The sequence below is a fragment of the Kitasatospora sp. NPDC008050 genome, from assembly GCF_042957465.1.
In the GTDB taxonomy this organism is placed as follows: Bacteria; Actinomycetota; Actinomycetes; order Streptomycetales; family Streptomycetaceae; genus Kitasatospora.
Window position 1 is genome coordinate 57,425 of the sequence record NZ_JBIBIJ010000009.1, and the last position, 26,664, is coordinate 84,088.

General features: G+C 71.3%; 5 protein-coding genes. All 5 read left to right on the top strand.

The genetic code is table 11. From position 1 onward, the window contains the following. The first annotated feature begins 109 nt into the window (after window positions 1-109). The 5 genes from dpgA to ACFZB9_RS19495 all read left to right on the top strand — a co-directional run bounded on the left by dpgA (window position 110) and on the right by ACFZB9_RS19495 (window position 26,661). Window positions 110-1,189: a 3,5-dihydroxyphenylacetyl-CoA synthase DpgA gene (gene dpgA / locus ACFZB9_RS19475; protein WP_391448690.1), complete on the top strand. Its 1,080-nt coding sequence runs from the start codon at window positions 110-112 to the stop codon at window positions 1,187-1,189. A gap of 82 nt (window positions 1,190-1,271) precedes the next feature. Further along, window positions 1,272-2,012: an enoyl-CoA-hydratase DpgB gene (gene dpgB, locus ACFZB9_RS19480; protein WP_391448692.1), complete on the top strand. Its 741-nt coding sequence runs from the start codon at window positions 1,272-1,274 to the stop codon at window positions 2,010-2,012. Beyond that, a complete protein-coding gene (dpgC, locus tag ACFZB9_RS19485) occupies window positions 2,009-3,370 on the top strand; it encodes a (3,5-dihydroxyphenyl)acetyl-CoA 1,2-dioxygenase DpgC (protein ID WP_391448694.1) in 1,362 nt (453 codons plus the stop codon). The genes dpgB and dpgC overlap by 4 nt, the downstream gene beginning before the upstream one ends. Before the next feature lie 63 nt (window positions 3,371-3,433). Continuing rightward, the gene (gene dpgD / locus ACFZB9_RS19490) at window positions 3,434-4,234 is read left to right on the top strand and encodes an enoyl-CoA-hydratase DpgD (RefSeq protein WP_391448696.1); all 801 of its coding nucleotides are present in this window, start codon (window positions 3,434-3,436) and stop codon (window positions 4,232-4,234) included. 242 nt (window positions 4,235-4,476) lie between these two features. After that, entirely contained in the window at window positions 4,477-26,661 is a 22,185-nt protein-coding gene (locus ACFZB9_RS19495) for a non-ribosomal peptide synthase/polyketide synthase (RefSeq protein WP_391448698.1), read from the top strand. Window positions 26,662-26,664: the final 3 nt, after the last annotated feature.

Below are 26,664 nucleotides of genomic sequence, written 5' to 3' on the forward strand. Positions count from 1 at the left end.
AAGTGCCAGTGATCCGTCGGCGCTCGCCGACGAGAGAGGCCGAGGAGCCGATGGACACCTGCCTGCCGCTGCTGCGCAGCAAGCCGAGAAGCTGGGGATGGACCTACCGATGACCACGGTCACGAACCCGCTCGCCCGGATCCTGGGAGTCGGCACCGCCGTTCCCGACACCTCCTATTCCCAGCACGAACTGCTCGACATCTTCGGGATATCGGACCCGCGGGTCCGCTCGGTCTTCCTCAACAGCGCGATCGAGCGCCGGTTCCTCACCCTCCCGCCCCAGGGCCCCGACGGCACCCGGGTGATGGAGGCCCAGGGCGAACTCCTGGCCAAGCACAAGGCGCAGGCCGTCGACATGGGCGTGCGCGCCGTCCAGGAGTGCCTGAAGCAGACCGGCGCCGACCTCTCCGACATCGGCTACCTGTGCTGTGTCACCACCACCGGCTTCCTCACCCCGGGCCTGAGCGCCCTGATCATCCGTGAGTCGGGCATCGACCCGCACACCAGCCGGCTCGACGTGGTCGGCATGGGCTGCAACGCGGGCCTCAACGCGCTGAACGCGGTGACCGGTTGGGCACACGCGCACCCGGGCCGGCTCGCCGTGATGGTCTGCGCGGAGGCCTGCTCCGCCGCCTACGTCTTCGACGGCACCATGCGCACCTCGGTGGTCAACAGCCTCTTCGGCGACGGCTCGGCCGCGGTCGCGGTGCTGGCCGGCGAGCCCGAACTCCCGCTGCCGCAGGCCGAAGGACCGCAGCTGCTGAAGTTCGCCAGCTACATCATCACCGACGCGATCGACGCGATGCGCTACGACTGGGACGGCGAGCAGGACCGGTTCAGCTTCTTCCTCGACCCGCAAGTGCCCTACGTGGTGGGCGCGCACGCCGAGCGCGTGGTCGACCGGCTGCTCGCCGGCACCGGGCTGCGGCGCAGCGACATCGGCCACTGGCTGGTCCACTCGGGCGGCAAGAAGGTCATCGACGCGGTGGGCGTCAACCTCGGCCTGACCCGGCACGACCTGCGCCACACCACCAGCGTGCTGCGCGACTACGGCAACCTGTCCAGCGGCTCGTTCCTGTTCTCGTACCAGCGGCTGCTGCGGGAGCGCGCGGCCGAGCCGGGCGACTACGGCGTGCTGATGACCATGGGCCCGGGTTCCACCATCGAGACCGCCCTGGTCCGCTGGTGAACCCTGCCGCCCGTCGGTCCTGACCACCGCGCCAACTCCCCCCTGCGCCCCCGCACCGAGCAAGCAAGAAGGCCACGCCACCATGAACCTCGCCCCCGCGCCCGACCTCGCCCCCGATCTCGCCCTGCTGATCACGCTGGACGGCACCGAGCCGCTCACGCCGCGGACCGTCCAGGCCGTCAACTCCCTGTGCGAGCGCGCCGAGGACGCCGACGCCCGCGGCCCGGTCGTCCTGGCCGTCAGCGGCGCCCCCGCCCCCGGCACCGCCCCCGGCGGGCCGCTCCCGCTGGTGAACAAGTGGGAGCGGGCGCTGCGCCGGCTGGAGCGGCTCGACCTGCCCACCGTCACGCTCGTCACCGGCGACTGCGGCGGCGTGGCGCTGGAGGCGCTGCTCGCCACCGACGTCCGGATCGCCCAGCCCGGCACCCGGCTGCGGCCCCCGGCCGGCCCGCAGGGCGCCTGGCCCGGCATGGCGCTCTACCGCCTGGCCAACCAGCTCGGCGTCGCCGCGGCCCGCCGCACCGTGCTGTTCGGCACCCCGGTGCCGGCCGAGCGCGCCCTGGCGCTGGGCCTGCTGGACGAACTCGCCGAGGACCCGGCGCTCGCGCTCGCGGACCTGGCCGACCGGCTCGGCGTCGTCGCGGGCGCGGGCGTCGTCGCGGGCGCAGGCGCCGCTGCTACCGCCGGTGCCGGTGAGGGGACGGCGATCCGGCGGCAGCTGATGCTGGACGCCACCACGACCAGCTTCGAGGAGGCGCTCGGCCGCCACCTGGCCGCCTGCGACCGGGTGCTGCGCGCCACGACCGCCGAGGCGTCCTCGTGACCGCCGCCCCGGGCACGCCCGCGATCGGCCCGGACCCCGCCTTCGCCCGCCGGGTGGTGACCGACGCCGCCGAGCGCGCCGCGGAGCTGCTCGCCACCCTGCCCGAACCGGCCCTGCGCGACCCCGCCCAGCGGGCGCGGGCCGGCGAGGCCAAGAACCTGGCCCGCTCGGTGCGCAGCCGCTTCATGCGGCTGCACGGCGAGGCGGTCTACCGGGAGCTGACCGACGGCCACACCCTGGACCTGCGGCTGCCCGAACTGGTCGCCGGCGCCGCCCTCGCCTACCCCGGCCTGGTGCCCTCCGCCGATGAACTCCTCGTCGAGCGGGCCAGGCCGCAGGCCGACAAGGAAGGCCTGGAGATCGACCAGGGCATCTTCCTGCGCGAGGTGCTGCGCTCGCCCACCGCCGGCCGCCACCTGATCGACGCGATGGCGCTGCCCACCGAGCGCGCACTCGGCCTGCTGCCGGAGTTCCGGCGCACCGGCGAGCTCGACCTCGGCTCGGTGCGCATCGAGCGCCGCGGCGGCGCCGCACACCTGACCATCGTGCGGACCGACTGCCTCAACGCCGAGGACAACCGGCACGTCGAGGACCTGGAGACCGCCGTCGACCTCGCGCTGCTCGACCCGGCCGTGACGGTGGGCCTGCTGCGCGGCGGCGAGATGACCCACCCGGCCTACCGCGGCCGACGGGTCTTCAGCGCGGGCATCAACCTCAAGAGCCTGCACGCCGGGCAGATCTCGCTGGTCGACTTCCTGCTGCGCCGCGAACTCGGCTACATCAACAAGCTGCTGCGCGGCCTACGGGTCGACCACGCCGGCGCCTGGCACACCCCGGTGATCGAGAAGCCCTGGGTGGCGGCGGTCGACACCTTCGCCATCGGCGGCGGTGCCCAGTTGCTGATGGTCTTCGACCGGGTGCTCGCCGCCGCCGACTCCTACGTCAGCCTGCCCGCCGCGCAGGAGGGCATCGTGCCCGGCGCCGGCAACCTGCGGCTCGGCCGGCTGGCCGGCGGTCGCATCTCGCGTCAGGTGGTGCTCTGGGGACGCCGGATCCACGCCACCGAGCCGGACGCCCGGCTGCTGCTCGACGAGGTCGTCGAGCCGGACCGGCTGGACGCGGCGGTGGACGAGTCGCTGGAACGCCTGGACAGCCCGGCCGTGGTGACCAACCGCCGGATGCTCAACCTGGCCGAGGAGCCGCCGCAGCTGTTCCAGCAGTACATGGCCGAGTTCGCCATGCAGCAGTCGCTGCGGCTGTACAGCGAGGACGTCATCGGCAAGGTCGGCCGGTTCACCGCCGCCGCCCGCGCGACCGCCTGCGCGACCGCCCGCGCGACCGCCCGACCGTCAGCCTGACTCCGATGCCACCGCACCGCGAAGTGTGGTGCGCCTGCCCCGAGCCGAACGGACACCCGACCGATGGACCTCACCAGGATCCGCTACGAGAAGCGTGACCGGGTCGCCCACGTGACCCTCGACCGGCCCGAGTGCGCGAACGCCATGGACCTGCGCATGCACGAGGAACTCGCCCACGTGTGGGACGACTTCGAGGCCGACGACGAGCTGTGGCTGGCCGTCCTCACCGGGGCCGGCGACCGGGCCTTCTCGGCCGGCCAGGACCTCAAGGAGCTCGCCGCCCGGACCGCGAACGGCACGGCGGCCCCCTCGACCTTCGGCAGTCGCGGCAAGCCCGGCTGGCCCCGGCTCACCGAGCGCTTCGGGCTCGCCAAGCCGGTGATCGCCCGGGTCAACGGCCACGCGTTCGGCGGCGGCTTCGAACTCGCCCTCGCCTGCGACGTGATCGTCGCCGCCGACACCGCCACCTTCGCGCTGCCCGAGGCGAAGCTCGGGCTGATCGCCGGTGCCGGCGGCGTGTTCCGGCTGACCCGTCAGGCGCCCTACCGGGTCGCGCTCGGCCACCTGATCACCGGCCGCCCGATGACCGCCGACCGCGCCCACCAGCTGGGCCTGGTCAACGAGGTCGTCGCGGCGGCCGAACTGGACGCCTGCGTGGCCGGCTGGACCGCCGACATCCTGCGCTGCGCCCCGCTCGCCGTCCGCGCCATCAAGCAGGCCGCGGCCGGCGCGGTGACCATGCCGTTGGACCAGGCGTTCGCGACCCGCTTTCCGTGGGAGGAACGCCGGATGCACAGCGCGGACGCCGAGGAGGGCCCGCTCGCCTTCGTCGAGAAGCGCGAGCCGCGCTGGCAGGGGCACTGACGCCAGGTCAGTGCGACGGCGCGATTTGTTCGAGCCTTTGCCCCCTGTTCACCCGACCGGCCCTCGAAGTGACACTGACTCAGGCAGCGTGACGCCCGAGCGTGATCCACATCGCCGGCGGATCCGCCGACCCCTGGCGTCACCCCAAGAGCCACCTCCGGACCGCGCACGGCCGGAGACGGTCCCCCCATTGCCGCCGCCCGTACGCGCGGCCGTTGTTGAACGAACCGGAGCACCAAAACATGTCGGACACCCAAGCCGTCACCTGGCCGCTGACGACCGGACAGTCCGGGGTGTGGTTCGCCCAGCAACTGGACCCGGCCAACCCCGCCCACCAGATCGCCGAGTGCCTGGAGATCCACGGCCCGGTCGACCCGGCGCTCTTCGAGACCGTGCTGCGGCAGCTGGCCGTGGAGACCGAGACCCTGCGGCTGCGCTTCCGCGAGCAGGGCGGACAGGTGACCCAGACCCTCGCACCGGTCGCCCACGCGCCCGTACTGGTCCGGGACGTCAGCGAAGAGGCCGACCCCTGGGCCGCCGCGCGGGCCTGGATCGAGGAGGACCTGGCCCGTCCCATCGACCTGGCGCACGGCCCGGCCTGCGCGATGGCGATGTTCCCCGCCGGCCCTGACCGGCTCTTCTGGTACCAGCGCGTCCACCACCTCAACGGCGACGGCTACAGCGGCGCCCTGCTGGCCGGCCGCGCCGCCGAGATCTACGCCGCGCTGACCGAGGGAGGACCCGCCGGCACTCCGTTCGCCCCCTACGCGGCCCTGGTCGCCGAGGACGAGGCCTACCGCGCCTCCGAGCAGTACGCGGCCGACCGCCGGTACTGGACGGAGCGCTTCGCCGACCGCCCGGAGGCGGTCAGCCTCGCCGGCCGCGCCGCCCCCGCCGCGCACACTTTCACCCGCCACACCGTCGACCTCGCCCCCGACACCGCGCGCCGCCTGCGCGCCGCCGCCCGCACCCTGCGCACCAGCCTGCCCGTCCTGGTGACCGCCGCCAGCGCCCTCTACACCCACCGGCTCACCGGTGCCACCGACGTGATCCTCGGCCTGCCCGTCACCGGACGCACCAGCGCGCTCCAGCGCAGCACCCCCGGCATGCTCGCCAACATCCTGCCGATCCGCCTGACCGTGCGCCCGGAGACCGGTCTGGCCGAACTCGCCCGGCAGACCAGCCGCACCATGCGCGAGGCCCTGCGCCACCAGCGCTACCGCTACGAGGAGCTGCAGCGCGAACTCAACCTGGTCGGCGGCCGGCGGCTCTTCGGGCCCACCGTGAACGTGATGGCCTTCGACTACGACGTCCGCTTCGCCGGGCAGCGGGTCACCGCGCACAACCTCTCCAACGGCTCGGTCGACGACCTCGCGTTCGTGCTCTACGACCGCAGCGGCCGCAGCGGCGATGCGGGCGTACAGCTGGTGGTGGACGCCAACCCGGCGGCGTACGACCCGGAGGAGGTCGCCGAGCACGCCGAGCGGTTCGCGCGGCTGCTGGGGAGCTTGGCGGAACTCGACGACACCGACGCGCCGTTGGCCCGGGTCGACCTGCTCGCGGCGGGGGAACGGCAGCGGGTGCTGGCGGAGTGGAACGACACGGCGGTTGCGGTGCCTGCGGGGACGTTGCCGGAGTTGTTTGCGGCGCAGGTGGCGCGGACGCCGGAGGCGGTGGCTGTTGTCTTCGGGGGCGTGGAGTTGACGTTTGCGGAGTTGAATGCGCGGGCGAATGGTCTGGCTCGGGTGTTGGTGGGTCGTGGGGTGGGTCCGGAGTGCCGGGTGGCGGTGGTGTTGCCGCGTTCGGTGGAGTTGGTGGTGGCGCTGTTGGCGGTGTTGAAGGCTGGGGGTGCGTATGTGCCGGTGGATCCGGAGTATCCGGCGGAGCGCATCGCTTATGTGGTGGGGGATTGTGCTCCGGCGTTGGTGTTGACGGCGCGTGGGGGTGGGGTTGAGCTGCCGGCTGGTGTCGCGGAGCTGGTGGTCGACGACGTCGCGGTGTCCGGCGCGGACTGGGGTGGCGTCGCCCGCGAGTTGCTGCCGGAGCACCCGGCGTACGTGATCTACACCTCTGGTTCCACCGGCCGTCCCAAGGGTGTGGAGGTTTCGCATCGCGGGATTGTGAACCGGTTGGCGTGGATGCAGGCCGAGCACCAACTCGGCCTGGCGGACCGGGTGTTGCAGAAGACGCCGTTCGGGTTCGATGTGTCGGTGTGGGAGTTCTTCTGGCCGCTGCTGGAGGGTGCGACGCTGGTGGTCGCCCGTCCGGGTGGTCATCGGGATCCGGTCTACCTGGCCGAGCTGATCCAGCGGGAGCGGGTCACGGTGGCGCACTTCGTGCCGTCGATGCTGCAGGTGTTCGTGCAGGAGCCGGCTGCGGCGGGGTGTACGGGTCTGCGGGTGGTGTTGTGTTCGGGTGAGGCGCTGCCGGTTGAGTTGCGGGATCGGTTCTTCGCGGTGCTGGATGTGCCGTTGCACAACTTGTACGGGCCGACGGAGGCGTCGGTCGATGTGACGGCGTGGGACTGTCGGGAGGGGATGGGCGGTGCGAGTGTGCCGATCGGTCGTCCGGTGTGGAACACGCGGGTGTATGTGCTGGATGCGGCTTTGCAGCCGGTGCCGGTGGGTGTGCCGGGGGAGTTGTACCTGGCCGGTGTGCAGCTGGCGCGCGGCTACCTCAACCGCCCTGGCCTGACCGCCGAGCGCTTCGTCGCCGATCCGTTCGGTGGGGCTGGTTCGCGGATGTATCGCACGGGTGACCTGGTGCGGTGGTCGGTGGATGGTGTTCTGGAGTACTTGGGCCGTACCGATTTCCAGGTGAAGGTCCGTGGTCTGCGGATCGAGCTGGGTGAGGTCGAGCATGCGCTGACCGCCCACCCGGAGGTCGCTCAGGCCGTGGTGCTGGTGCGTGGCGAGAACCTGGTGGCGTACCTGGTCGCAGAAGGCGCTTTGGACCAGGCCGTATTGCGTGCGCAGCTTGCCGCCGCGCTGCCCGAGTACATGGTGCCGGCTGTCTTCGTCGTTCTCGACGCGCTGCCGGTGACTGCCAACGGCAAGCTCGACCGCAATGCCCTCCCCGACCCCGACTTCACCGCCGTCGGCCGCTACCGTGCGCCCTCGACGCCGCGCGAGGAACTGCTGTGCGAGATCTTCGCCGACGTCCTCGGCGTGCCGGTCGTCGGTGTCGACGACAGCTTCTTCGAGCTCGGCGGCCACTCGCTGCTGGCCGTGACGCTCGTCGAGCGGCTGCGGACGCGCGGCGTGCGGATCGACGTGCGGACGCTCTTCGCCGCGCCGACCGTCGCCGGCCTCGCCGTCGAGGCCGGCACGGCTCAGCTTGTGGTGCCGCCGAACCTGATCCCCGCCGGTGCCGAGGCCATCACGCCGGAGATGCTGCCGCTGGTCGACCTCACCACCGAGGAGATCGCCGCGATTGCCGTGGCGTTCCCGGGTGGTGCGGCCAACATCGCCGACATCTACCCGCTCGCCCCGCTCCAGGAAGGCATCCTCTTCCACCACCTGATGGGGAGCGGTGACGGCGGCAGCGACATCTACATCCTGCCCACCACGCTGGCCTTCGACTCGCGCGAGCGGCTGGACGGCTTCCTCGGCGCGCTCCAGCACGTCGTGGACCGCCACGACATCCTGCGCACCGGTCTGCTGTGGGAGGGCCTGCGCGAGCCGGTCCAGGTCGTCGCCCGGCGTGCCGAACTACCCGTCGAGCAGGTCGAACTCATCGACAGCACCGACGTGGTGGGCCGACTGGCCGCAGCCGTAGCCGCAGCCGCCGTCGGGTTCGCCGGCATCGACGTCACCCGGGCACCGCTGCTGCGTGCCTTCGTCGCCGCCGAGCCCGGCACCGACCGCTGGCTGCTGTTGCTCCAGTGCCACCACCTGGTCACGGACCACACCGCGATCGAGGTGATGCTCGCGGAGATCCGCGAGATCACCGCCGGCCGGGGGGACGAGCTGGCCGCCCCGCTGCCGTTCCGCGACTTCGTCGCGCAGACGCGGCTCGCGGTGTCGCGGGAGGAGCACGAGCGCTTCTTCGCCGGGATGCTGGGCGATGTGGACGAGCCGACCGCGCCGTTCGGTCAGGTTGACGTGCGCGGTGACCTCTCCGAGGTGGCGGAGGCCCGGGTGTCCCTGGACGCCGACCTCGCCACGCGGCTGCGCGAGCGGGCGCGGTCGCTCGGCGTGAGCGCCGCGACGCTGTTCCACCTGGCCTGGGCACGGGTGGTGGCGGCCACCTCGGGCCGCGACGACGTGGTCTTCGGCACGGTGCTGTTCGGCCGGATGAACGCGGGCGGCGGCTCAGACCGGGTGCCGGGCCTGTTCATCAACACCCTGCCGGTGCGCGTGGCCACGGGAGGTGTGAGCGTGTTCGATGCGACGCGCGCGATGCGCGGACGGCTGACCGACCTGCTGGTGCACGAGCACGCCCCGCTCGCCCTCGCGCAGCAGGCCAGCGGCATCGGCGGCGGCGCGCCGCTCTTCACCGCGCTGCTCAACTACCGTCACGGCCAAGGCGTCGCCGCCGACGCCGCCGAACAGCTCGGCCTGCACGGCGTCGAGATCCTGCATGTGCACGAGCGCACCAACTACCCGCTGACGCTGTCGGTCGACGACCTCGGCACCGGCTTCGCCCTCACCACGCAGACGCTCGCACCGGTCGCCCCGGAGGCCGTCTGCGACCTCGTCCACACCGCGCTGCGGAACCTGGTCATCGCGCTGGAGACCGAGCCGGAGAAGGCGCTCGACCGGATCGACGTGCTTGACCAGGCTCAGCGCCACACCTTGCTCACCGAGTGGAACGACACGGCGGTTGCGATGCCTGCGGGGACGTTGCCGGGGCTGTTTGCGGCGCAGGTGGCGCGGACGCCGGAGGCGGTGGCTGTTGTCTTCGGGGGCGTGGAGTTGACGTTTGCGGAGTTGAATGCGCGGGCGAATGGTCTGGCTCGGGTGTTGGTGGGTCGTGGGGTGGGTCCGGAGTGCCGGGTGGCGGTGGTGTTGCCGCGTTCGGTGGAGTTGGTGGTGGCGCTGTTGGCGGTGTTGAAGGCTGGGGGTGCGTATGTGCCGGTGGATCCGGAGTATCCGGCGGAGCGTGTTGCGTATGTGGTGGGGGACTGTGCTCCGGCGTTGGCGCTGACGGCGCGTGGGTGCGCCGTTGAGCTGCCGGCTGGTGTCGCGGAGCTGGTGGTGGACGACGTCGTGGTGTCGGTGGAGGATTCGGCCGATTTTGCGCGGGAGCTGTTTCCGGAGCATCCGGCGTATGTGATCTACACGTCTGGTTCGACGGGGCGTCCGAAGGGTGTGGAGGTTTCGCATCGCGGGATTGTGAACCGGTTGGCGTGGATGCAGGCGCAGTATGGGTTGGGTGCTGATGATCGGGTGTTGCAGAAGACGCCGTTCGGGTTCGATGTGTCGGTGTGGGAGTTCTTCTGGCCGTTGTTGGAGGGTGCGACGTTGGTGGTCGCCCGTCCGGGTGGTCATCGGGATCCGGTCTACCTGGCTGAGCTGATTCAGCGGGAGCGGGTTACGGTGGCGCACTTCGTGCCGTCGATGTTGCAGGTCTTTGTGCAGGAGCCGGTTGCGGCGGGGTGTACGGGTCTGCGGGTGGTGTTGTGTTCGGGTGAGGCGCTGCCGGTTGAGTTGCGGGATCGGTTCTTCGCGGTGCTGGATGTGCCGTTGCACAACCTGTACGGGCCGACGGAGGCGTCGGTCGATGTGACGGCGTGGGACTGTCGTGAGGGGATGGGCGGCGCGAGTGTGCCGATCGGTCGTCCGGTGTGGAACACGCGGGTGTATGTGCTGGATGCGGCTTTGCAGCCGGTGCCGGTGGGTGTGCCGGGGGAGTTGTATCTGGCTGGTGTGCAGTTGGCGCGTGGGTATCTGAACCGTCCGGGGTTGTCGGCTGAGCGTTTTGTCGCCGATCCGCATGGCCCGGCTGGTTCGCGGATGTATCGCACGGGTGACCTGGTGCGGTGGTCGGTGGATGGTGTTCTGGAGTACTTGGGCCGTACCGATTTCCAGGTGAAGGTTCGTGGTCTGCGGATCGAGCTGGGTGAGGTTGAGCATGCGCTGACCGCGCAGCCGAGCGTTGCGCAGGCTGTGGTGCTGGTGCGTGGCGAGAGTCTGGTGGCGTATCTGGTTGCCGGGGGTGACCTGGACCAGGCCGTATTGCGTGCGCAGCTTGCCGCCGCGCTGCCCGAGTACATGGTCCCGGCCGCGTTCGTCGTTCTCGACGTGCTGCCGGTGACTGCCAACGGCAAGCTCGACCGCAATGCACTCCCCGATCCCGAGTTCGCTGCGGTCTCGTCGCGTGCCGCGCGTACGCCGCGTGAGGAGGTGCTGGCCGCGCTGTTCGCCGAGGTCCTCGGCGTGCCGGTCGTCGGTGTCGGTGACAGCTTCTTCGAGCTGGGCGGTCATTCCCTGCTGGCCACTCGTCTGGTGAGCCGGATCCGTACGGTGCTGGGGGTCGAGCTGCCGATTCGCGCGCTCTTCGAGGCGCCGACCGTCGCCGGCCTGGCCGAGCGCCTGGACGACGCCGCTGGTCAGGGGCGTCCGGCGTTGACCAGCGGGGTGCGCCCCGAGACTCTGCCGGTGTCGTTCGCGCAGCAGCGTCTCTGGTTCCTGGGCGAGTTGGAGGGTCCGAGTGCGACCTACAACATCCCGCTCTTCCTGCGCCTTTCGGGCGAGCTGGACGTCATCGCGCTGGAGGCGGCGCTGCTCGACGTGGTCGAGCGCCACGAGGTGCTGCGCACCGTTTTCCCGGCGGTCGACGGTCAGCCGCAGCAGCGGGTGCTGGCAGCCGATGCCGTCGGCTCGCTGTTGACCGTGGTCGAAGGTGTCGATGAGCAGGCGGTTGCGCTCGCTGCAAAGCACTCGTTCGATCTGACCGCCGATGTCCCGGTGCGGGCTTGGCTGTTCGTGGAGGCTCCAGAGGAACACCTGCTGGTGCTCGTCATGCATCACATCGCGGGTGACGGTTGGTCGCTGCGTCCGTTGGCCCGTGACCTGTCCGCTGCTTATGCGTCGCGGCTGGGTGGCGTTGCTCCGGCGTGGCGTGCGTTGCCGGTGCAATACGTGGACTACGCGCTGTGGCAGCGTGAGCTGTTGGGCTCGGCGGATGACGCGGGGAGTGTGCTGTCGCAGCAGTTGGCCTACTGGCGGGATGCGTTGGCCGGTCTGCCGGAGGAGTTGGCGCTGCCGACCTCGCGTCCGCGTCCGGCGGTGGCCGGCCATGAGGGCGGCACGGTCGACCTCGTGATCCCTGTCGAACTGCACCAGCAGTTGGCGGAGTTGGCGCGTCGCGAGGGTGTGACGCTCTTCATGGTGCTCCAAGCGGCGCTGGCCGTCACGCTCTCCCGCCTCGGCGCCGGTACGGACATCCCGATCGGTACCCCCGTCGCCGGCCGTACGGATGAGGCGTTGGACGAGTTGGTCGGGTTCTTCGTCAACACGCTCGTGCTGCGCACCGATGTGTCCGGTGACCCGACGTTCGGCGAGTTGCTGGCGCGGGTGCGTGAGGCGGGCCTGGGCGCGTTCGCGCACCAGGATGTGCCGTTCGAGCGGCTGGTGGAGGAGCTGGCACCGTCCCGCTCGATGGCTCGCCACCCGCTCTTCCAGGTCATGCTGACGCTGCAGAACACCGCCGAAGCGACCTTGGACTTGCCTGGGCTGGACGCCTCGGTGCTGCCGGTGGGCGGCCTCGCGGCGAAGTTCGACCTGGCCGTCGAGCTGGGCGAGGCGGTTGATGCGGGCGGCGCGCCTGCCGGCCTGCGTGGCATGCTGACCTTTGCTCGCGACCTTTTCGATGCGGACGCCGCCGAGCAACTTGCGGAGCGGTTGCTGCGCGTTCTGCGCGCTGTCGTCGCGGAGCCGGGCCGTGTGGTCAACAGGATCGACGTGCTGGGTCCGGCCGAGCGCGAGCGGATCCTCACCGAGTGGAACGACACGGCGGTTGCGGTGCCTGCGGGGACGTTGCCGGAGTTGTTTGCGGCGCAGGTGGCGCGGAGCCCGCAGGCGGTGGCTGTCGTCTTCGGGGGCGTGGAGCTGACGTATGCGGAGCTGAATACGCGGGCCAACTGCTTGGCTCGGGTGTTGCTGCAGCACGGGGTGGGGCCGGAGTGCCGGGTGGCGGTGGTGTTGCCGCGTTCGGTGGAGCTGGTGGTGGCGCTGTTGGCGGTGTTGAAGGCTGGGGGTGCGTATGTGCCGGTGGATCCGGAGTATCCGGCGGAGCGCATCGCTTATGTGCTGGGGGATTGTGCTCCGGGGTTGGTGTTGACGGCGCGTGGGGGTGGGGTTGAGCTGCCGGCTGGTGTGGTGGAGCTGGTGGTGGACGATGTCGTGGTGTCGGACGTGGACTTGGGTGATGTCGCCTGTGAGTTGTTGCCGGAGCATCCGGCGTATGTGATTTACACGTCCGGTTCGACGGGGCGTCCGAAGGGTGTGGAGGTTTCGCATCGCGGGATTGTGAACCGGTTGGCGTGGATGCAGGCGCAGTATGGGTTGGGTGCTGATGATCGGGTGTTGCAGAAGACGCCGTTCGGGTTCGATGTGTCGGTGTGGGAGTTCTTCTGGCCGTTGTTGGAGGGTGCGACGTTGGTGGTCGCTCGTCCGGGTGGTCATCGGGACCCGGTCTACCTGGCTGAGCTGATCCAGCGGGAGCGGGTCACGGTGGCGCATTTCGTGCCGTCGATGTTGCAGGTGTTCGTGCAGGAGCCGGTTGCGGCGGGCTGTACGGGTCTGCGGGCGGTGCTCTGCTCGGGTGAGGCGCTGCCCGCCGAGCTGCGGGATCGCTTCTTCGCGGTGCTGGATGTGCCGTTGCACAACTTGTACGGGCCGACGGAGGCGTCGGTCGATGTGACGGCGTGGGACTGTCGGGAGGGGATGGGCGGCGCGAGTGTGCCGATCGGTCGTCCGGTGTGGAACACCCGGGTGTATGTGCTGGATGCGGCTCTGCAGCCGGTGCCGGTGGGCGTGCCAGGGGAGTTGTACCTGGCCGGTGTGCAGCTGGCGCGCGGCTACCTCAACCGCCCCGGCCTGACCGCCGAGCGCTTCGTCGCCGATCCGCATGGCCCGGCTGGTTCGCGGATGTACCGCACGGGTGACCTGGTGCGCTGGACGTCGGACGGCGCGCTGGAGTACCTGGGCCGTACCGATTTCCAGGTGAAGGTTCGTGGTCTGCGGATCGAGCTGGGTGAGGTCGAGCACGCGCTGACCGCCCACCCGGAGGTCGCTCAGGCTGCCGTGCTGGTGCGTGGCGAGAACCTGGTGGCCTATCTCGTCCCCGATGGCGACCTGGACCAGTCCGCACTGCGCACCCACCTCGCCGCCACGCTGCCCGAGTACATGGTCCCGGCCGTCTTCGTCGTCCTCGACGCGCTGCCGGTGACCGCCAACGGCAAGCTCGACCGCAATGCTCTCCCCGACCCCGACTTCACCGCCGTCGGCCGCTACCGCACTCCCTCGACGCCGCGTGAGGAGCTCCTCTGTGAGGTCTTTGCCGACGTCCTCGGTGTGCCGGTCGTCGGTGTCGACGACAGCTTCTTCGACCTCGGTGGCCACTCGCTGCTGGCCACCCGTCTGGTGAGCCGGATCCGGACGGTGCTGGGTGTCGAGTTGCCGATCCGTGCGGTGTTCGAGGCGCCGAACGTCGTCGGCCTGGTCGAGCGGCTGGACAGTGCCGGTCAGGGGCGTCCGGCCCTCGTGGCGGCCGATCGTCCCGAGGTGCTGCCGGTGTCGTTCGCGCAGCAGCGTCTCTGGTTCCTGGGCGAGTTGGAGGGTCCGAGCGCGACCTACAACCTTCCCATGGCCGTCCGCCTCACCGGTGACTTGGACGCTGTGGCCCTGGAGGCGGCGCTGCTGGACGTGGTCGAGCGGCACGAGGTGCTGCGCACGGTGTTCCCGGCCGTTGGCGGTCAGCCGCAGCAGCGGGTCCTGGCGGGCGATGGCGTCGGCTCGGTGCTGACCGTGGTCGATGGGTTCGACGAGAAGGCGATCACTCGCGCGGCCGAGCGGTCGTTCGACCTGAGTGCTGAACTGCCCATACGTGCCTTGCTGTTTGCAGTCGCCCCGGATGAGCATGTGCTCGTGGTGGTGGTCCACCACATCGCGGGTGATGGTTGGTCGCTGCGTCCGTTGGCCCGTGACCTGTCCGCTGCTTATGCGTCGCGGCTGGGTGGCGTTGCTCCGGCGTGGCGGGCGTTGCCGGTGCAGTACGTGGACTACGCGCTGTGGCAGCGTGAGCTGTTGGGCTCGGCGGCCGATCACGACAGCGTACTGTCTCGGCAGTTGGGCTACTGGCGGGATGCGTTGGCCGGTCTGCCGGAAGAGTTGGCGCTGCCGACCTCGCGTCCGCGTCCGGTGGTAGCCGGCCATGAAGGTGGCACCGTCGACCTCGTGATCCCTGTCGAACTGCACCAGCAATTGGCCGAATTGGCACGCGGTGAGGGCGTGACCCTCTTCATGGTGTTGCAGGCGGCGCTGGCTGCCACATTGTCGCGCCTCGGCGCCGGGACCGATATCCCGATCGGTACGCCGATCGCCGGCCGTACGGATGAGGCGTTGGACGAGTTGGTCGGGTTCTTCGTCAACACGCTCGTGCTGCGTACCGATCTCTCCGGTGATCCGAGCTTCAGCGAGCTGTTGGCCCGGGTCCGGGAGGCCGGCCTGGCGGCGTTCGCGCACCAGGATGTGCCGTTCGAGCGGCTGGTGGAGGAGCTGGCACCGTCCCGCTCGATGGCTCGCCACCCGCTCTTCCAGGTCATGCTGTCGCTGCAGAACACCGCGCAGGCGGTGCTCGATTTGCCGGGGTTGGACGCCTCGGTGCTGCCCACGGGGGGCCTCGCGGCGAAGTTCGACCTGGCCGTCGAGCTGGGCGAGGCGGTTGATGCGGGCGGCGCGCCTGCCGGTCTGCGTGGCATGCTGACGTTTGCTCGCGACCTTTTCGATGGGGACGCGGCCGAGCAGCTTGCGGAGCGGTTGCTGCGCGTTCTGCGCGCTGTCGTCGCGGAGCCGGGCCGTGTGGTCAACAGGATCGACGTGCTGGGTCCGGCCGAGCGCGAGCGGATCCTGACCGCGTGGAACGACACGGCGGTTGCGGTGCCTGCGGGGACGTTGCCGGGGCTGTTTGCGGCGCAGGTTGCGCGGACGCCGGAGGCGGTGGCTGTTGTCTTCGGGGGCGTGGAGTTGACGTTTGCGGAGTTGAATGCGCGGGCGAATGGTCTGGCTCGGGTGTTGGTGGAGTACGGGGTGGGACCGGAGTGCCGGGTGGCGGTGGTGTTGCCGCGTTCGGTGGAGTTGGTGGTGGCGCTGTTGGCGGTGTTGAAGGCCGGGGGCGCGTATGTGCCGGTGGATCCGGAGTATCCGGCGGAGCGCATCGCATATGTGCTGGGGGACTGTGCTCCGGCGTTGGTGTTGACGGCGCGTGGGTGCGCCGTTGAGCTGCCGGCTGGTGTCGCGGAGCTGGTGGTCGACGACGTCGCGGTGTCCGGCGCGGACTGGGGTGGCGTCGCCCGCGAGTTGCTGCCGGAGCACCCGGCGTACGTGATCTACACCTCTGGTTCCACTGGCCATCCCAAGGGTGTGGAGGTTTCGCATCGCGGGATTGTGAACCGGTTGGCGTGGATGCAGGCCGAGTATCAACTCGGTGTAGCTGACCGGGTGTTGCAGAAGACGCCGTTCGGGTTCGATGTGTCGGTGTGGGAGTTCTTCTGGCCGCTGCTGGAGGGTGCGACGCTGGTGGTCGCCCGTCCGGGTGGTCATCGGGACCCGGCCTACCTGGCCGAGCTGATCCGGCGGGAGCGGGTCACGGTGGCGCACTTCGTGCCGTCCATGCTGCAGGTCTTCGTGCAGGAGCCGGCTGCGGCGGGGTGTACGGGTCTGCGGGCGGTGTTGTGCTCGGGCGAGGCGCTGCCGGTTGAGTTGCGGGATCGGTTCTTCGCGGTGCTGGATGTGCCGTTGCACAACTTGTACGGGCCGACGGAGGCGTCGGTCGATGTGACGGCGTGGGACTGTCGGGAGGGGATGGGCGGCGCGAGTGTGCCGATCGGTCGTCCGGTGTGGAACACGCGGGTGTATGTGCTGGATGCGGCTCTGCAGCCGGTGCCGGTGGGTGTGCCGGGGGAGTTGTATCTGGCCGGCGTGCAGCTGGCGCGCGGCTACCTCAACCGCCCCGGCCTGACCGCCGAGCGCTTCGTCGCCGATCCGCATGGCCCGGCTGGTTCGCGGATGTATCGCACGGGTGACCTGGTGCGGTGGACGGCGGACGGCGCGCTGGAGTACTTGGGCCGCACCGATTTCCAGGTGAAGGTCCGTGGTCTGCGCATCGAGCTGGGTGAGGTCGAGTATGCGCTGACCGCCCACCCGAGCGTTGCGCAGGCTGTGGTGCTGGTGCGTGGCGAGAGCCTGGTGGCGTACCTGGTCGCAGAAGGCGCTTTGGACCAGGCCGTATTGCGTGCGCAGCTTGCCGCCGCGCTGCCCGAGTACATGGTGCCGGCTGTCTTCGTCGTTCTCGACGCGCTGCCGGTGACTGCCAACGGCAAGCTCGACCGCAATGCCCTCCCCGATCCCGAGTTCGCTGCGGTCTCGTCGCGTGCCGCGCGTACGCCGCGTGAGGAGGTGCTGGCCGCGCTGTTCGCCGAGGTCCTCGGCGTGCCGGTCGTCGGTGTCGGTGACAGCTTCTTCGAGCTGGGCGGTCATTCCCTGCTCGCCACTCGTCTGGTGAGCCGGATCCGTACGGTGCTGGGGGTCGAGCTGCCGATTCGCGCGCTCTTCGAGGCGCCGACCGTCGCCGGCCTGGCCGAGCGCCTGGACGACGTCGCTGGTCAAGGGCGTCCGGCCCTCGTGGCGGCCGCCCGCCCCGAGACTCTGCCGGTTTCTTTCGCGCAGCAGCGGCTGTGGTTCCTGGGCGAGTTGGAGGGTCCGAGCGCGACCTACAACATCCCGATGACCGTCCGCCTCACCGGCGACCTGGACGCCATCGCGCTGGAGGCGGCGCTGCTCGACGTGGTCGAGCGCCACGAGGTGCTGCGTACGGTGTTCCCGGCCGTCGACGGTCAGCCGCACCAGCGGGTGCTGGCAGCCGATGCCGTCGGCTCGCTGCTGACACCGGTCGACAGCTTCGACGAGCAGGCCGTTGCCGCCACTGCTCGCCACGCCTTCGATCTGCGCTCCGAACTCCCGATCCGTGCTTGGCTGTTCGCCGAGTCGCCGGAGGAGCATGTGCTCGTCCTGGTGGTGCACCACATCGCGGGTGACGGCTGGTCGCTGGCTCCGCTGGTCCGGGATGTCTCCGTCGCCTACGCCGCTCGCCTGGCCGGTGAGGTGCCTCGGTGGCAGCCCCTTCCTGTTCAGTACGCGGACTACGCCTTGTGGCAGCGCGACCTGTTGGGCTCGCCCGACGATCACGACAGCGTGCTCGCCCAGCAGCTCGCCTACTGGCGGACGACGCTCGCCGAGGTCCCGGAGGAGCTGGCGCTGCCGACCTCGCGCCTGCGCCCGGCGGTGGCCAGTCACGAGGGTGGCACGGTCGACCTTGCGGTCTCCCCGGAACTGCACCAGCAGCTCGTGAAGTTGGCGCAGGGCGAGGGCGTGACGCTCTTCATGGTGTTGCAGGCGGCGCTGGCCGTCACGCTCTCCCGCCTCGGCGCCGGTGCGGACATCCCGATCGGTACCCCCGTCGCCGGCCGTACGGATGAGGCGCTGGACGACCTGGTCGGGTTCTTCGTCAACACCCTCGTGCTGCGCACCGATGTGTCCGGCGACCCGACCTTCGGCGAACTGCTGGCGCGGGTGCGTGAGGCGGGTCTGGCGGCGTTCGCGCACCAGGATGTGCCGTTCGAGCGGCTGGTGGAGGAGCTGGCGCCGTCCCGCTCGATGGCGCGGCACCCGCTCTTCCAGGTGATGCTGTCGTTGCAGAACAACGCGCAGCCGGTGCCGGCGCTGCCCGGGCTGACGGCCGCGCCGCTGGCGGGCGGGCAGGCACCGGCCAAGTTCGACCTGAACTTCACCTTCGGCGAGGCGCCGGAGGGGATGTGGGGGAGCCTCAGCTACGCGCTGGACCTGTTCGACGCGGACGACGCCGCCCGTCTCGCCGAGCGCTTCGAGCGTGTGCTGCGCGCGGCCGTCACGGCCCCGGAGCGTCCGGTCGCGAGCATCGAGGTGCTGGACGAGGCCGAGCGCCACCGCCTCCTGACCGAGTGGAACGACACCGCGATCGCTGCGCCCACCGGCACGTTGCCGGAGCTGTTCGCGGCGCAGGTGGCGCGTACGCCTGATGCGGTTGCGGTGGTGTCGGGTTCGGCTGTGCTGACGTACGGGGAGCTGGATGCTCGGGCGGGCGCGCTGGCAGGTCGTCTGGTGGCGCGGGGGGTGGGTGCGGAGACGGCGGTGGCGGTGTTGATGGAGCGCTCGGCCGATCTGGTGGTGGCGCTGCTGGCGGTGGTGAAGGCAGGCGGCTACTACGTGCCGCTGGACGCTCGCTACCCGCAGGCGCATCGCGAGCTGATCGTGGCGGAGACGGGCGCGACGCTCGTCCTCGCCGACGCCGCGTCGCGGGCGGAGGCGGCGAAACTGCCCGCCACCGTCCTCCTCACCGAGGACCCGGACGCGGACGTCGACCAGGCCGACGTCTCGGTCCCGGACCTCTCGGTCCAGGCCCACCCCGCGCAGTTGGTCTACGTGATGTACACCTCCGGCTCCACCGGCCGCCCGAAGGGCGTGGCGGTCACCCATCGCGACGTGTCCGCCCTCGCCGCGGAGCGGCGCTTCGCCGGCCCGATGGAGCGGGTGCTGCTGCACTCGCCGCACTCCTTCGACGCCTCGACCTTCGAGCTCTGGATGCCGCTGCTGAGCGGCGGTCAGGTGGTCGTCGCGCCCGAAGGCGACCTCGCACCGGACACCCTGAGCCGCCTGATCGCGGAGCACGGCGTGACCGGGATCTTCCTGACCATCGGCCTGTTCGTGCTCGCCGCGGACGAGAACCCGGGTTGCTTCACCGGCGTCCGCGAGGTGTGGACCGGCGGTGACATCGTGCCGCGCGCCGCGGTGGAGCGGGTGCTCGCGGCCAGCGCCGGCACCAGGGTGATCAACGTCTACGGCCCGACCGAGACGACGACCTTCGCCACCGCGCACACCGTGACGCCGGGGCAGGGCGCGCTGCCGATCGGCCGTCCGCTGGACAACCTGCGGGCCTACGTGCTGGACGCCGCGCTGCGCCCGGTCCCGGTCGGCAGCACGGGAGAGCTGTACCTCGCGGGGGCGGGTGTGGCCCGTGGCTACCTCGGCCGTGCCGCGCTGACCGCCGAGCGTTTCGTCGCCGACCCGTTCGGCCGGGGCAGCGCCCAGAGGATGTACCGCACCGGCGACCTGGTCCGCTGGAACCGCGACGGCGAGCTCGACTACGCCGGCCGCGCCGACCAGCAGGTGAAGCTGCGCGGCTTCCGGATCGAGCTCGGTGAGGTCGAGGCGGCGCTGCTCGCGCACCCGGCCGTGGCCCGGGCGAACGCGGTCGTCCGCGAGGACACCCCCGGCGTCAAGCTGCTGGTCGGCTACGTCGTCCCGGTGGCCGGCGAGGACGTGGACCCGGCCGCGGTGCGGGGCGAGCTGGTCGCCAGGCTCCCCGAGTACCTGGTCCCGGCCGCGCTCGTGGTGCTCGACGCGCTGCCGTTGACCGTCAACGGCAAGCTGGACCGCAAGGCGCTGCCCGCACCCGTGCTCGCTCCGGTCCCGTCGCGTGCCGCGCGTACGCTGCGCGAGGAGGTGCTGGCCGGGCTCTTCGCCGAGGTCCTCGGCCTGCCGGCCGTCGGTATGGACGACGGTTTCTTCGAGCTCGGGGGCCACTCGCTGCTGGCTACTCGTCTGGTGAGCCGGATCCGCACGGTGCTGGGGGTCGAGCTGCCGATCCGCGCGCTCTTCGAGGCGCCGACCGTCGCCGGCCTGGCCGGGCACCTGGACGCTGCTGCCGGTCAGCGGCGTCCGGTGTTGACCAGCGGGGTGCGCCCCGACCGGGTGCCGGTGTCGTTCGCGCAGCAGCGTCTCTGGTTCCTGGGTGAGTTGGAGGGTCCGAGCGCGACCTACAACATCCCGCTCTGCCTGCGGCTTTCCGGTGCGCTGGATGCCCCGGTGCTGGAGGTGGCGCTGCGGGATGTGGTCGAGCGGCACGAGGTGCTGCGTACGGTGTTCCCGGCGGTCGACGGTCAGCCGCAGCAGCGGGTGCTGGCGGTCGATGGTGTCGGTGCGTTGTTGACGGTGGTCGACGGGCTCGACGAGTCGTCGGTGGCCCGGGCTGCTTGGCACACCTTCGATCTGCGCACCGAACTCCCGCTGCATGCTTGGCTGTTCGCCGAGTCGCCGGAGGAGCATGTGCTCGTTCTGGTGGTGCACCACATCGCGGGTGACGGCTGGTCGATGGCTCCGCTGGCGCGTGACGTCTCTGTCGCGTACGCCGCTCGCCTGGCCGGTGAGCTGCCGCAGTGGCAGCCCCTTCCTGTTCAGTACGCGGACTACGCGCTGTGGCAGCGTGAGCTGTTGGGCTCGCCCGACGATGACGACAGCGTGCTCGCCGAGCAGTTGGCCTACTGGCGGACGGCGCTCGCCGAGGTCCCGGAGGAGCTGGCGCTGCCTGCCTCGCGTCCGCGCCCGGCGGTGGCCAGTCACGCGGGCGGCACGATCGATCTCGCACTCGGATCCGAACTCCACGCCCGTGTAGCCGGGTTGGCCAAGTCTGCCGGCGTGACGCCGTTCATGGTGCTCCAGGCAGCGCTGGCGGCCACGCTGTCGCGCCTCGGTGCCGGTGCGGACATCCCGATCGGTAGCCCGATCGCGGGTCGTACCGACGAGGCGCTGGATGACCTGGTCGGGTTCTTCGTCAACACGCTCGTGCTGCGCACCGATCTCTCCGGTGATCCGAGCTTCGGCGAGCTGTTGGCCCGGGTCCGGGAGGCCGGCCTGGCGGCGTTCGCGCACCAGGATGTGCCGTTCGAGCGGCTGGTGGAGGAGCTGGCGCCGGTGCGCTCGATGGCCCGCCACCCGCTCTTCCAGGTGATGCTGTCGCTGCAGAACAACACCGAGGCGGTCATCGACCTGCCGGGCGTCACGGTGGCCGCGCTGCCGGCGGGTCATGGCGCGGCGCGCTTCGACCTGGCGTTCACCCTGGCCGAGACGTTCACCGTCGAGGGTGCGCCCGCCGGCCTGGGCGGCACGCTCACCTTCGCCCGTGACCTGTTCGACGTGGACGACGCCACCCGCCTCGCCGAGCGTTTCGAGCGTGTGCTGCGCGCGGCCGTCACGACCCCGGAGCTGCCGGTCGCGGGCATCGAGCTGCTCACCGAGGCCGAGCGTCACCGCCTTCTGGTCGAGTGGAACGACACCGTGCACGAGGTTCCCGTCGCCACCCTGACCTCTCTCGTCGAGGCCCAGGTTGTCCGCACGCCTGAGGCGATCGCCGTGCTGTCCCAGGGTGTTGAGCTGAGCTATGCCGAACTGAACGCTCGCGCCAACCGCTTGGCGCGCCACTTGACCGCCCAGGGGGTGGGCCCGGAGTCGGTGGTGGCGGTGCTGATGGAGCGCCGCGTCGAGCTCATCGTCGCGCTGCTCGCGGTGTTGAAGTCCGGTGGTGCGTACCTGCCGATCGACCCCGACTACCCGGCCGAGCGGATCGCTTACATGATCGGTGATGCCCACCCGGCCCTCGTCCTGGTGACCAGGCAGACCGCCCAGACCGCCCAGACCGCCCAGACCGCCCAGACCGCCCACCTCGCCGACGAACGGCGGCGGCTGGTGGTCGACGAACTCGACCTCTCCGGCTACGAGGCGACGGACCCTGCCCCGGCCGCGCTGCCCCAGCACCCCGCGTACCTGATCTACACCTCGGGCTCCACCGGCCGGCCCAAGGGCGTCGTGCTCCCGCACGCGGGCCTGGTCAACTACGTCTCCCGGGCCGTGCTCGCCTATCCCGAGCTGGCGGGCAGCACACTGCTGCACGCCTCGATCTCCTTCGACGCCGGTGTCACCGCACTGTACGGCGCACTCGCCGCCGGCGGCCGGGTGCAGGTCGCGGCCCTCGACGAGCAGTTGCCCGCCGCCCTCGGCGACAACCGTCCGACCTTCCTCAAGGTGACCCCCAGCGGCCTGTCCTATCTCGACTCATTGACGGATCGTCACATTCCGTCGGGTCTGCTGATGGTGGGCGGCGAGGCGGTGCGCGGTGCGCAGCTTGCCGAGTGGTGCCGCCGCAACCCGGGCGTGGCGGTGGTGAACCACTACGGCCCGACCGAGGCCACCGTCGGCTGCACCGACCACCTGCTCGACGCGGGCGAACTGGCCGAGGGCGCGGTGGTGCCGATCGGGCGCCCGATGTGGAACACCCGCGCCTATGTGCTGGACGCCGCGCTGCGCCCGGTGCCGGCCGGTACAGCCGGTGAGCTGTACATCGCCGGCGCCCAGCTGGCCCGCGGCTACCTCGGTCGCCCCGGCCTGACGGCGGAGCGCTTCACCGCCGACCCGTTCGGCCCGGCCGGCACCCGCATGTACCGCACCGGTGACCTGGCCCGCTGGCGGGCCGACGGCAACCTCGAGTACCTCGGCCGGACCGATGACCAGGTGAAGATCCGCGGCTTCCGAGTCGAACTCGGCGAGATCGAGCACGCACTGACGGATCATCAGCAAATCTCCCAGGTCGCGGTACTGGTCCGCGACGACCGCCTGGTCGGCTACCTGGTGCCCAGCGGCGACCTCGACCAGGCGCAGCTGCGCGGGCACGTGGCGGCCGTGCTGCCCGAGTACATGGTCCCGGCCGCGTTCGTCGTGCTCGACGCGCTGCCGCTGACGGTGAACGGCAAGCTCGACCGAAAGGCCCTCCCCGCCCCCGAGTTCAGCTCCGAGGCGACCTACCGCGCGCCGTCCACCGCGCGCGAGGAGATCGTCTGCGAGGTCTTCGCCGACATCCTCGGTGTGCCGCAGGTCGGCCTCGACGACAACTTCTTCGAGCTGGGCGGCCATTCACTGCTGGCCGTCTCGCTGGTCGAGCGGCTGCGGGCGCGCGGGGCGCGGGTCGACGTCCGGGCGCTGTTCGCCGCGCCGACCGTCGCCGCCCTGGCCGCGGCCTCGGACGACGTCGGGTTCGTCGTCCCGCCGAACCGGATTCCGGCGGGTGCGGAGGTGATCACGCCCGACATGCTTCCGCTCGTGGAGCTGTCCGCCGCCGAGATCGTGGCGATCACCGAGGTGTTCCCGGGCGGTGCGGCGAACATCGCCGACATCTACCCGCTCGCCCCGCTCCAGGAGGGCATCTTCTTCCACCACCTGATGGCGGCGGGCGAGGCCGGTGACGGCGACGACCTCTACGTCCTCCCGGCCTCGTTGACCTTCGACTCGCGCGAGCGGCTCGACGGCTTCCTCGCCGCCCTGCAGCGGGTGGTGGACCGCCACGACATCCTGCGTACCGCGGTGTACTGGCAGGGCCTGCCGGAGCCCGTCCAGGTGGTCGCCCGACGCGCCGAACTGCCGGTGATCACGGTCGAACTCGGCGGCGCCGACGAGCCCGCCGGTGACCCGCTCGCCGAGTTGCGGGCCGCCTGCCGTCCGCGGCTCGACCTCACCGCCGCGCCGCTGCTGCGCGCCTCGATCGCCGCCGAGCCGGGCACCGACCGGTGGTTCCTGCTGCTCCAGCGCCACCACCTGGTCATGGACCACACGGCGCTGGACATCCTGCTGGCCGAGATCCGGGCGATCCTGGCCGGCCGCGAGCAGGAGCTGGCGACCCCGCTGCCGTTCCGTGAGTTCGTCGCCCAGGCCCGGCTCGGCGTCTCGCGCGAGGAGCACGAGCGGTTCTTCGCCGAGCTGCTCGGCGATGTCGACGAGCCGACCGCGCCGTTCGGCCTGCTGGACGTGCGCGGCGACGGCACCCGGGTCACCGAGGCCGCCCGTACGCTCGCTCCCGAACTCGCCGCCCGCCTGCGCGAGCAGGCCCGGGTCCTCGGGGTCAGCGCGGCCACGCTCTTCCACACCGCCTGGGCGCGGGTGGTGGCGGCCACCGCGGGCCGCGACGACGTGGTCTTCGGCACGCTGCTGTTCGGCCGGATGAACGCCGGCACCGGCGCCGACCGGGTCCCCGGGCTGTTCATCAACACCCTGCCCGCCCGGCTGCGCACCACCGGCCTGAGCGTCACCGAGGCCGTGCACACCATGCGCGGCCGGCTCGCCGACCTGCTCGTCCACGAGCACGCACCCCTCGCCCTGGTGCAGCAGGCGAGTGGGATCGCCGCCCCGGCGCCGCTGTTCACCACGCTGTTCAACTTCCGCCACAGCCGGCCGCAGGAGGAGGACGGCGACGGTGGTGCGCTGGCGGGCGTCGAGGCCGAGCACGGCCACGACCGCACCAACTACCCGCTGACCGTGTCGGTCGACGACCTCGGCGCCGACTTCCTGCTGACGGCGCAGGCGGCCACCCCGATCGACCCCGAGCTGGTCTGCGCGCTCTTCGCCACGGCCGTCCAGGGGCTGGTCACGGCGCTGGAGACCGCGCCGGAGACGCCGCTCGACCGGATCGACGTCCTCACCGAGGACCAGCGCCACACCCTGCTCACCGCCTGGAACGACACCGCCACCGAGACGCCCGAGGCCAGCCTCGTGGAGCTGTTCGAGGCGCAGGCCGCCCGCACGCCGGAGGCGGTCGCCGTCACCGACGAGCACACCGTGCTCGACTACGCCGAGCTCAACGCCCGCGCCAACCGCCTGGCCCGGCTGCTGGTCGAGCGCGGTGTCCGCCCGGACTCGCTGGTCGCGGTGCTGATGCGGCGCTCGGCCGACCTGGTGGTCGCGCTGCTCGCGGTGCTCAAGGCGGGCGGCGCGTATGTGCCGATCGACGCGCGGGCGCCCGAGGCCCGGATGAGCACGGTCTTCCAGGCCGCCGGCGCGGGCCTGCTGCTGGTGGACGCCGTCACCCGCGAGCACCCGTTCGTCCAGCGGGCCGGCGCGGGCGGTGCCGAGCTCGTGCCGGCCGACGCCGCGACCGGCACCGATTCCGACGCTGACGGCATGGCGAACCCGGCGGTGCGCACGCTGCCCGACCAGCGCGCGTACGTGATGTACACCTCGGGCTCCACCGGCGTGCCGAAGGGCATCGCGAACACCCACCGCGGCGTGGTGGACCTGGTGCTGGACCGCTGCTGGCGGGAGACCGCGCCGCGCCGTGTGCTCTTCCAGTCGCCGCACGCCTTCGACGCCTCCACCTATGAGCTGTGGGTGCCGCTGACGGCCGGTGGCACGGTGGTGGTCGCCCCCGAGGGCCGGCTGGACGCGGCCGCGATCCGGTCCCTGACCGCGAAGCATGCGCTCACCCAACTCCACCTGACGGCAGGCCTGTTCCGGGTACTCGCGGAGGACGACCCGACCGCGTTCGCAGGCGTCCACGAGGTCGGCACCGGCGGTGACGTGGTCCCCGCGACCGCCGTGCGCCGGGTGCTGGAGGCCTGCCCCGGCATCGTGGTCCGCAACACCTACGGGCCGACCGAGACCACCCTGTGCGCCACCCAGATCCCGCTGGTGAGCGGCGAGCCGGTCCCCGCGGTGCTGCCGATCGGCCGGCCGATGGACAACACCCGCGCCTATCTGCTGGACGCCGCGCTGCGCCCGGTACCGCCGGGCACGATCGGCGAACTGTACCTGGCCGGCAGCGGGTTGGCCCGTGGCTACCTGGACCGCCCGGACCTCACCGCGGAGCGCTTCACCGCCGACCCGTTCGGTCCGGCCGGCGCCCGCATGTACCGCACCGGCGACCTGGCCCGGTGGACCGGTGACGGCTGGCTGGAGTTCGCCGGCCGGGCCGACGACCAGGTCAAGATCCGCGGCTTCCGGATCGAACTGGCCGAGGTCGAGGCCGCGTTGAGCGCACACCCCGCGCTCTCCCACGCGGCCGTGGTGGCCCGCGAGGACCGCCCCGGCGACAAGCGCCTGGTCGGCTACGCCGTCCTGGCGGACCCCACCGGGCCCGCCGTCACGGCCGACGAGTTGCGCCGCGAACTGGCCGGCTCGCTGCCCGACTACATGGTCCCCTCGGCGATCGTCCTGCTGGAGCACCTGCCGCTCACCGCCAACAACAAGCTGGACCGCAAGGCACTGCCGGCTCCCGAGGTCACCGCGGCCGTCGCCTACCGGGCGCCGGGTACACCGCGCGAGGAGCTGCTCTGCGAGGCGTTCACGCAGGTCCTGGGCGTGGACCAAGTCGGTCTGGACGACGACTTCTTCGCGCTCGGCGGGCACTCGCTGCTCGCCACCCGTCTGGTCAGCCGGATCCGCACCCTGCTGGGCGTGGAGCTGCCGATCCAGGCGCTCTTCGAGGCACCCACGGTCGCGGGCGTTGCCGCGCGACTCGATTCTCTGAACAAGGCTCGGCCCGCTTTCCGGTCGATGCGTAGGCGCTAGGAG

Bases quoted from the DNA above. Each gene is read 5' to 3' on its own strand.
- ACFZB9_RS19495 (WP_391448698.1), top strand. From the start codon at position 4,477: ATGTCGGACACCCAAGCCGTCACCTGGCCGCTGACGACCGGACAGTCC.
- dpgA (WP_391448690.1), top strand. From the start codon at position 110: ATGACCACGGTCACGAACCCGCTCGCCCGGATCCTGGGAGTCGGCACC.
- dpgB (WP_391448692.1), top strand. From the start codon at position 1,272: ATGAACCTCGCCCCCGCGCCCGACCTCGCCCCCGATCTCGCCCTGCTG.
- dpgD (WP_391448696.1), top strand. From the start codon at position 3,434: ATGGACCTCACCAGGATCCGCTACGAGAAGCGTGACCGGGTCGCCCAC.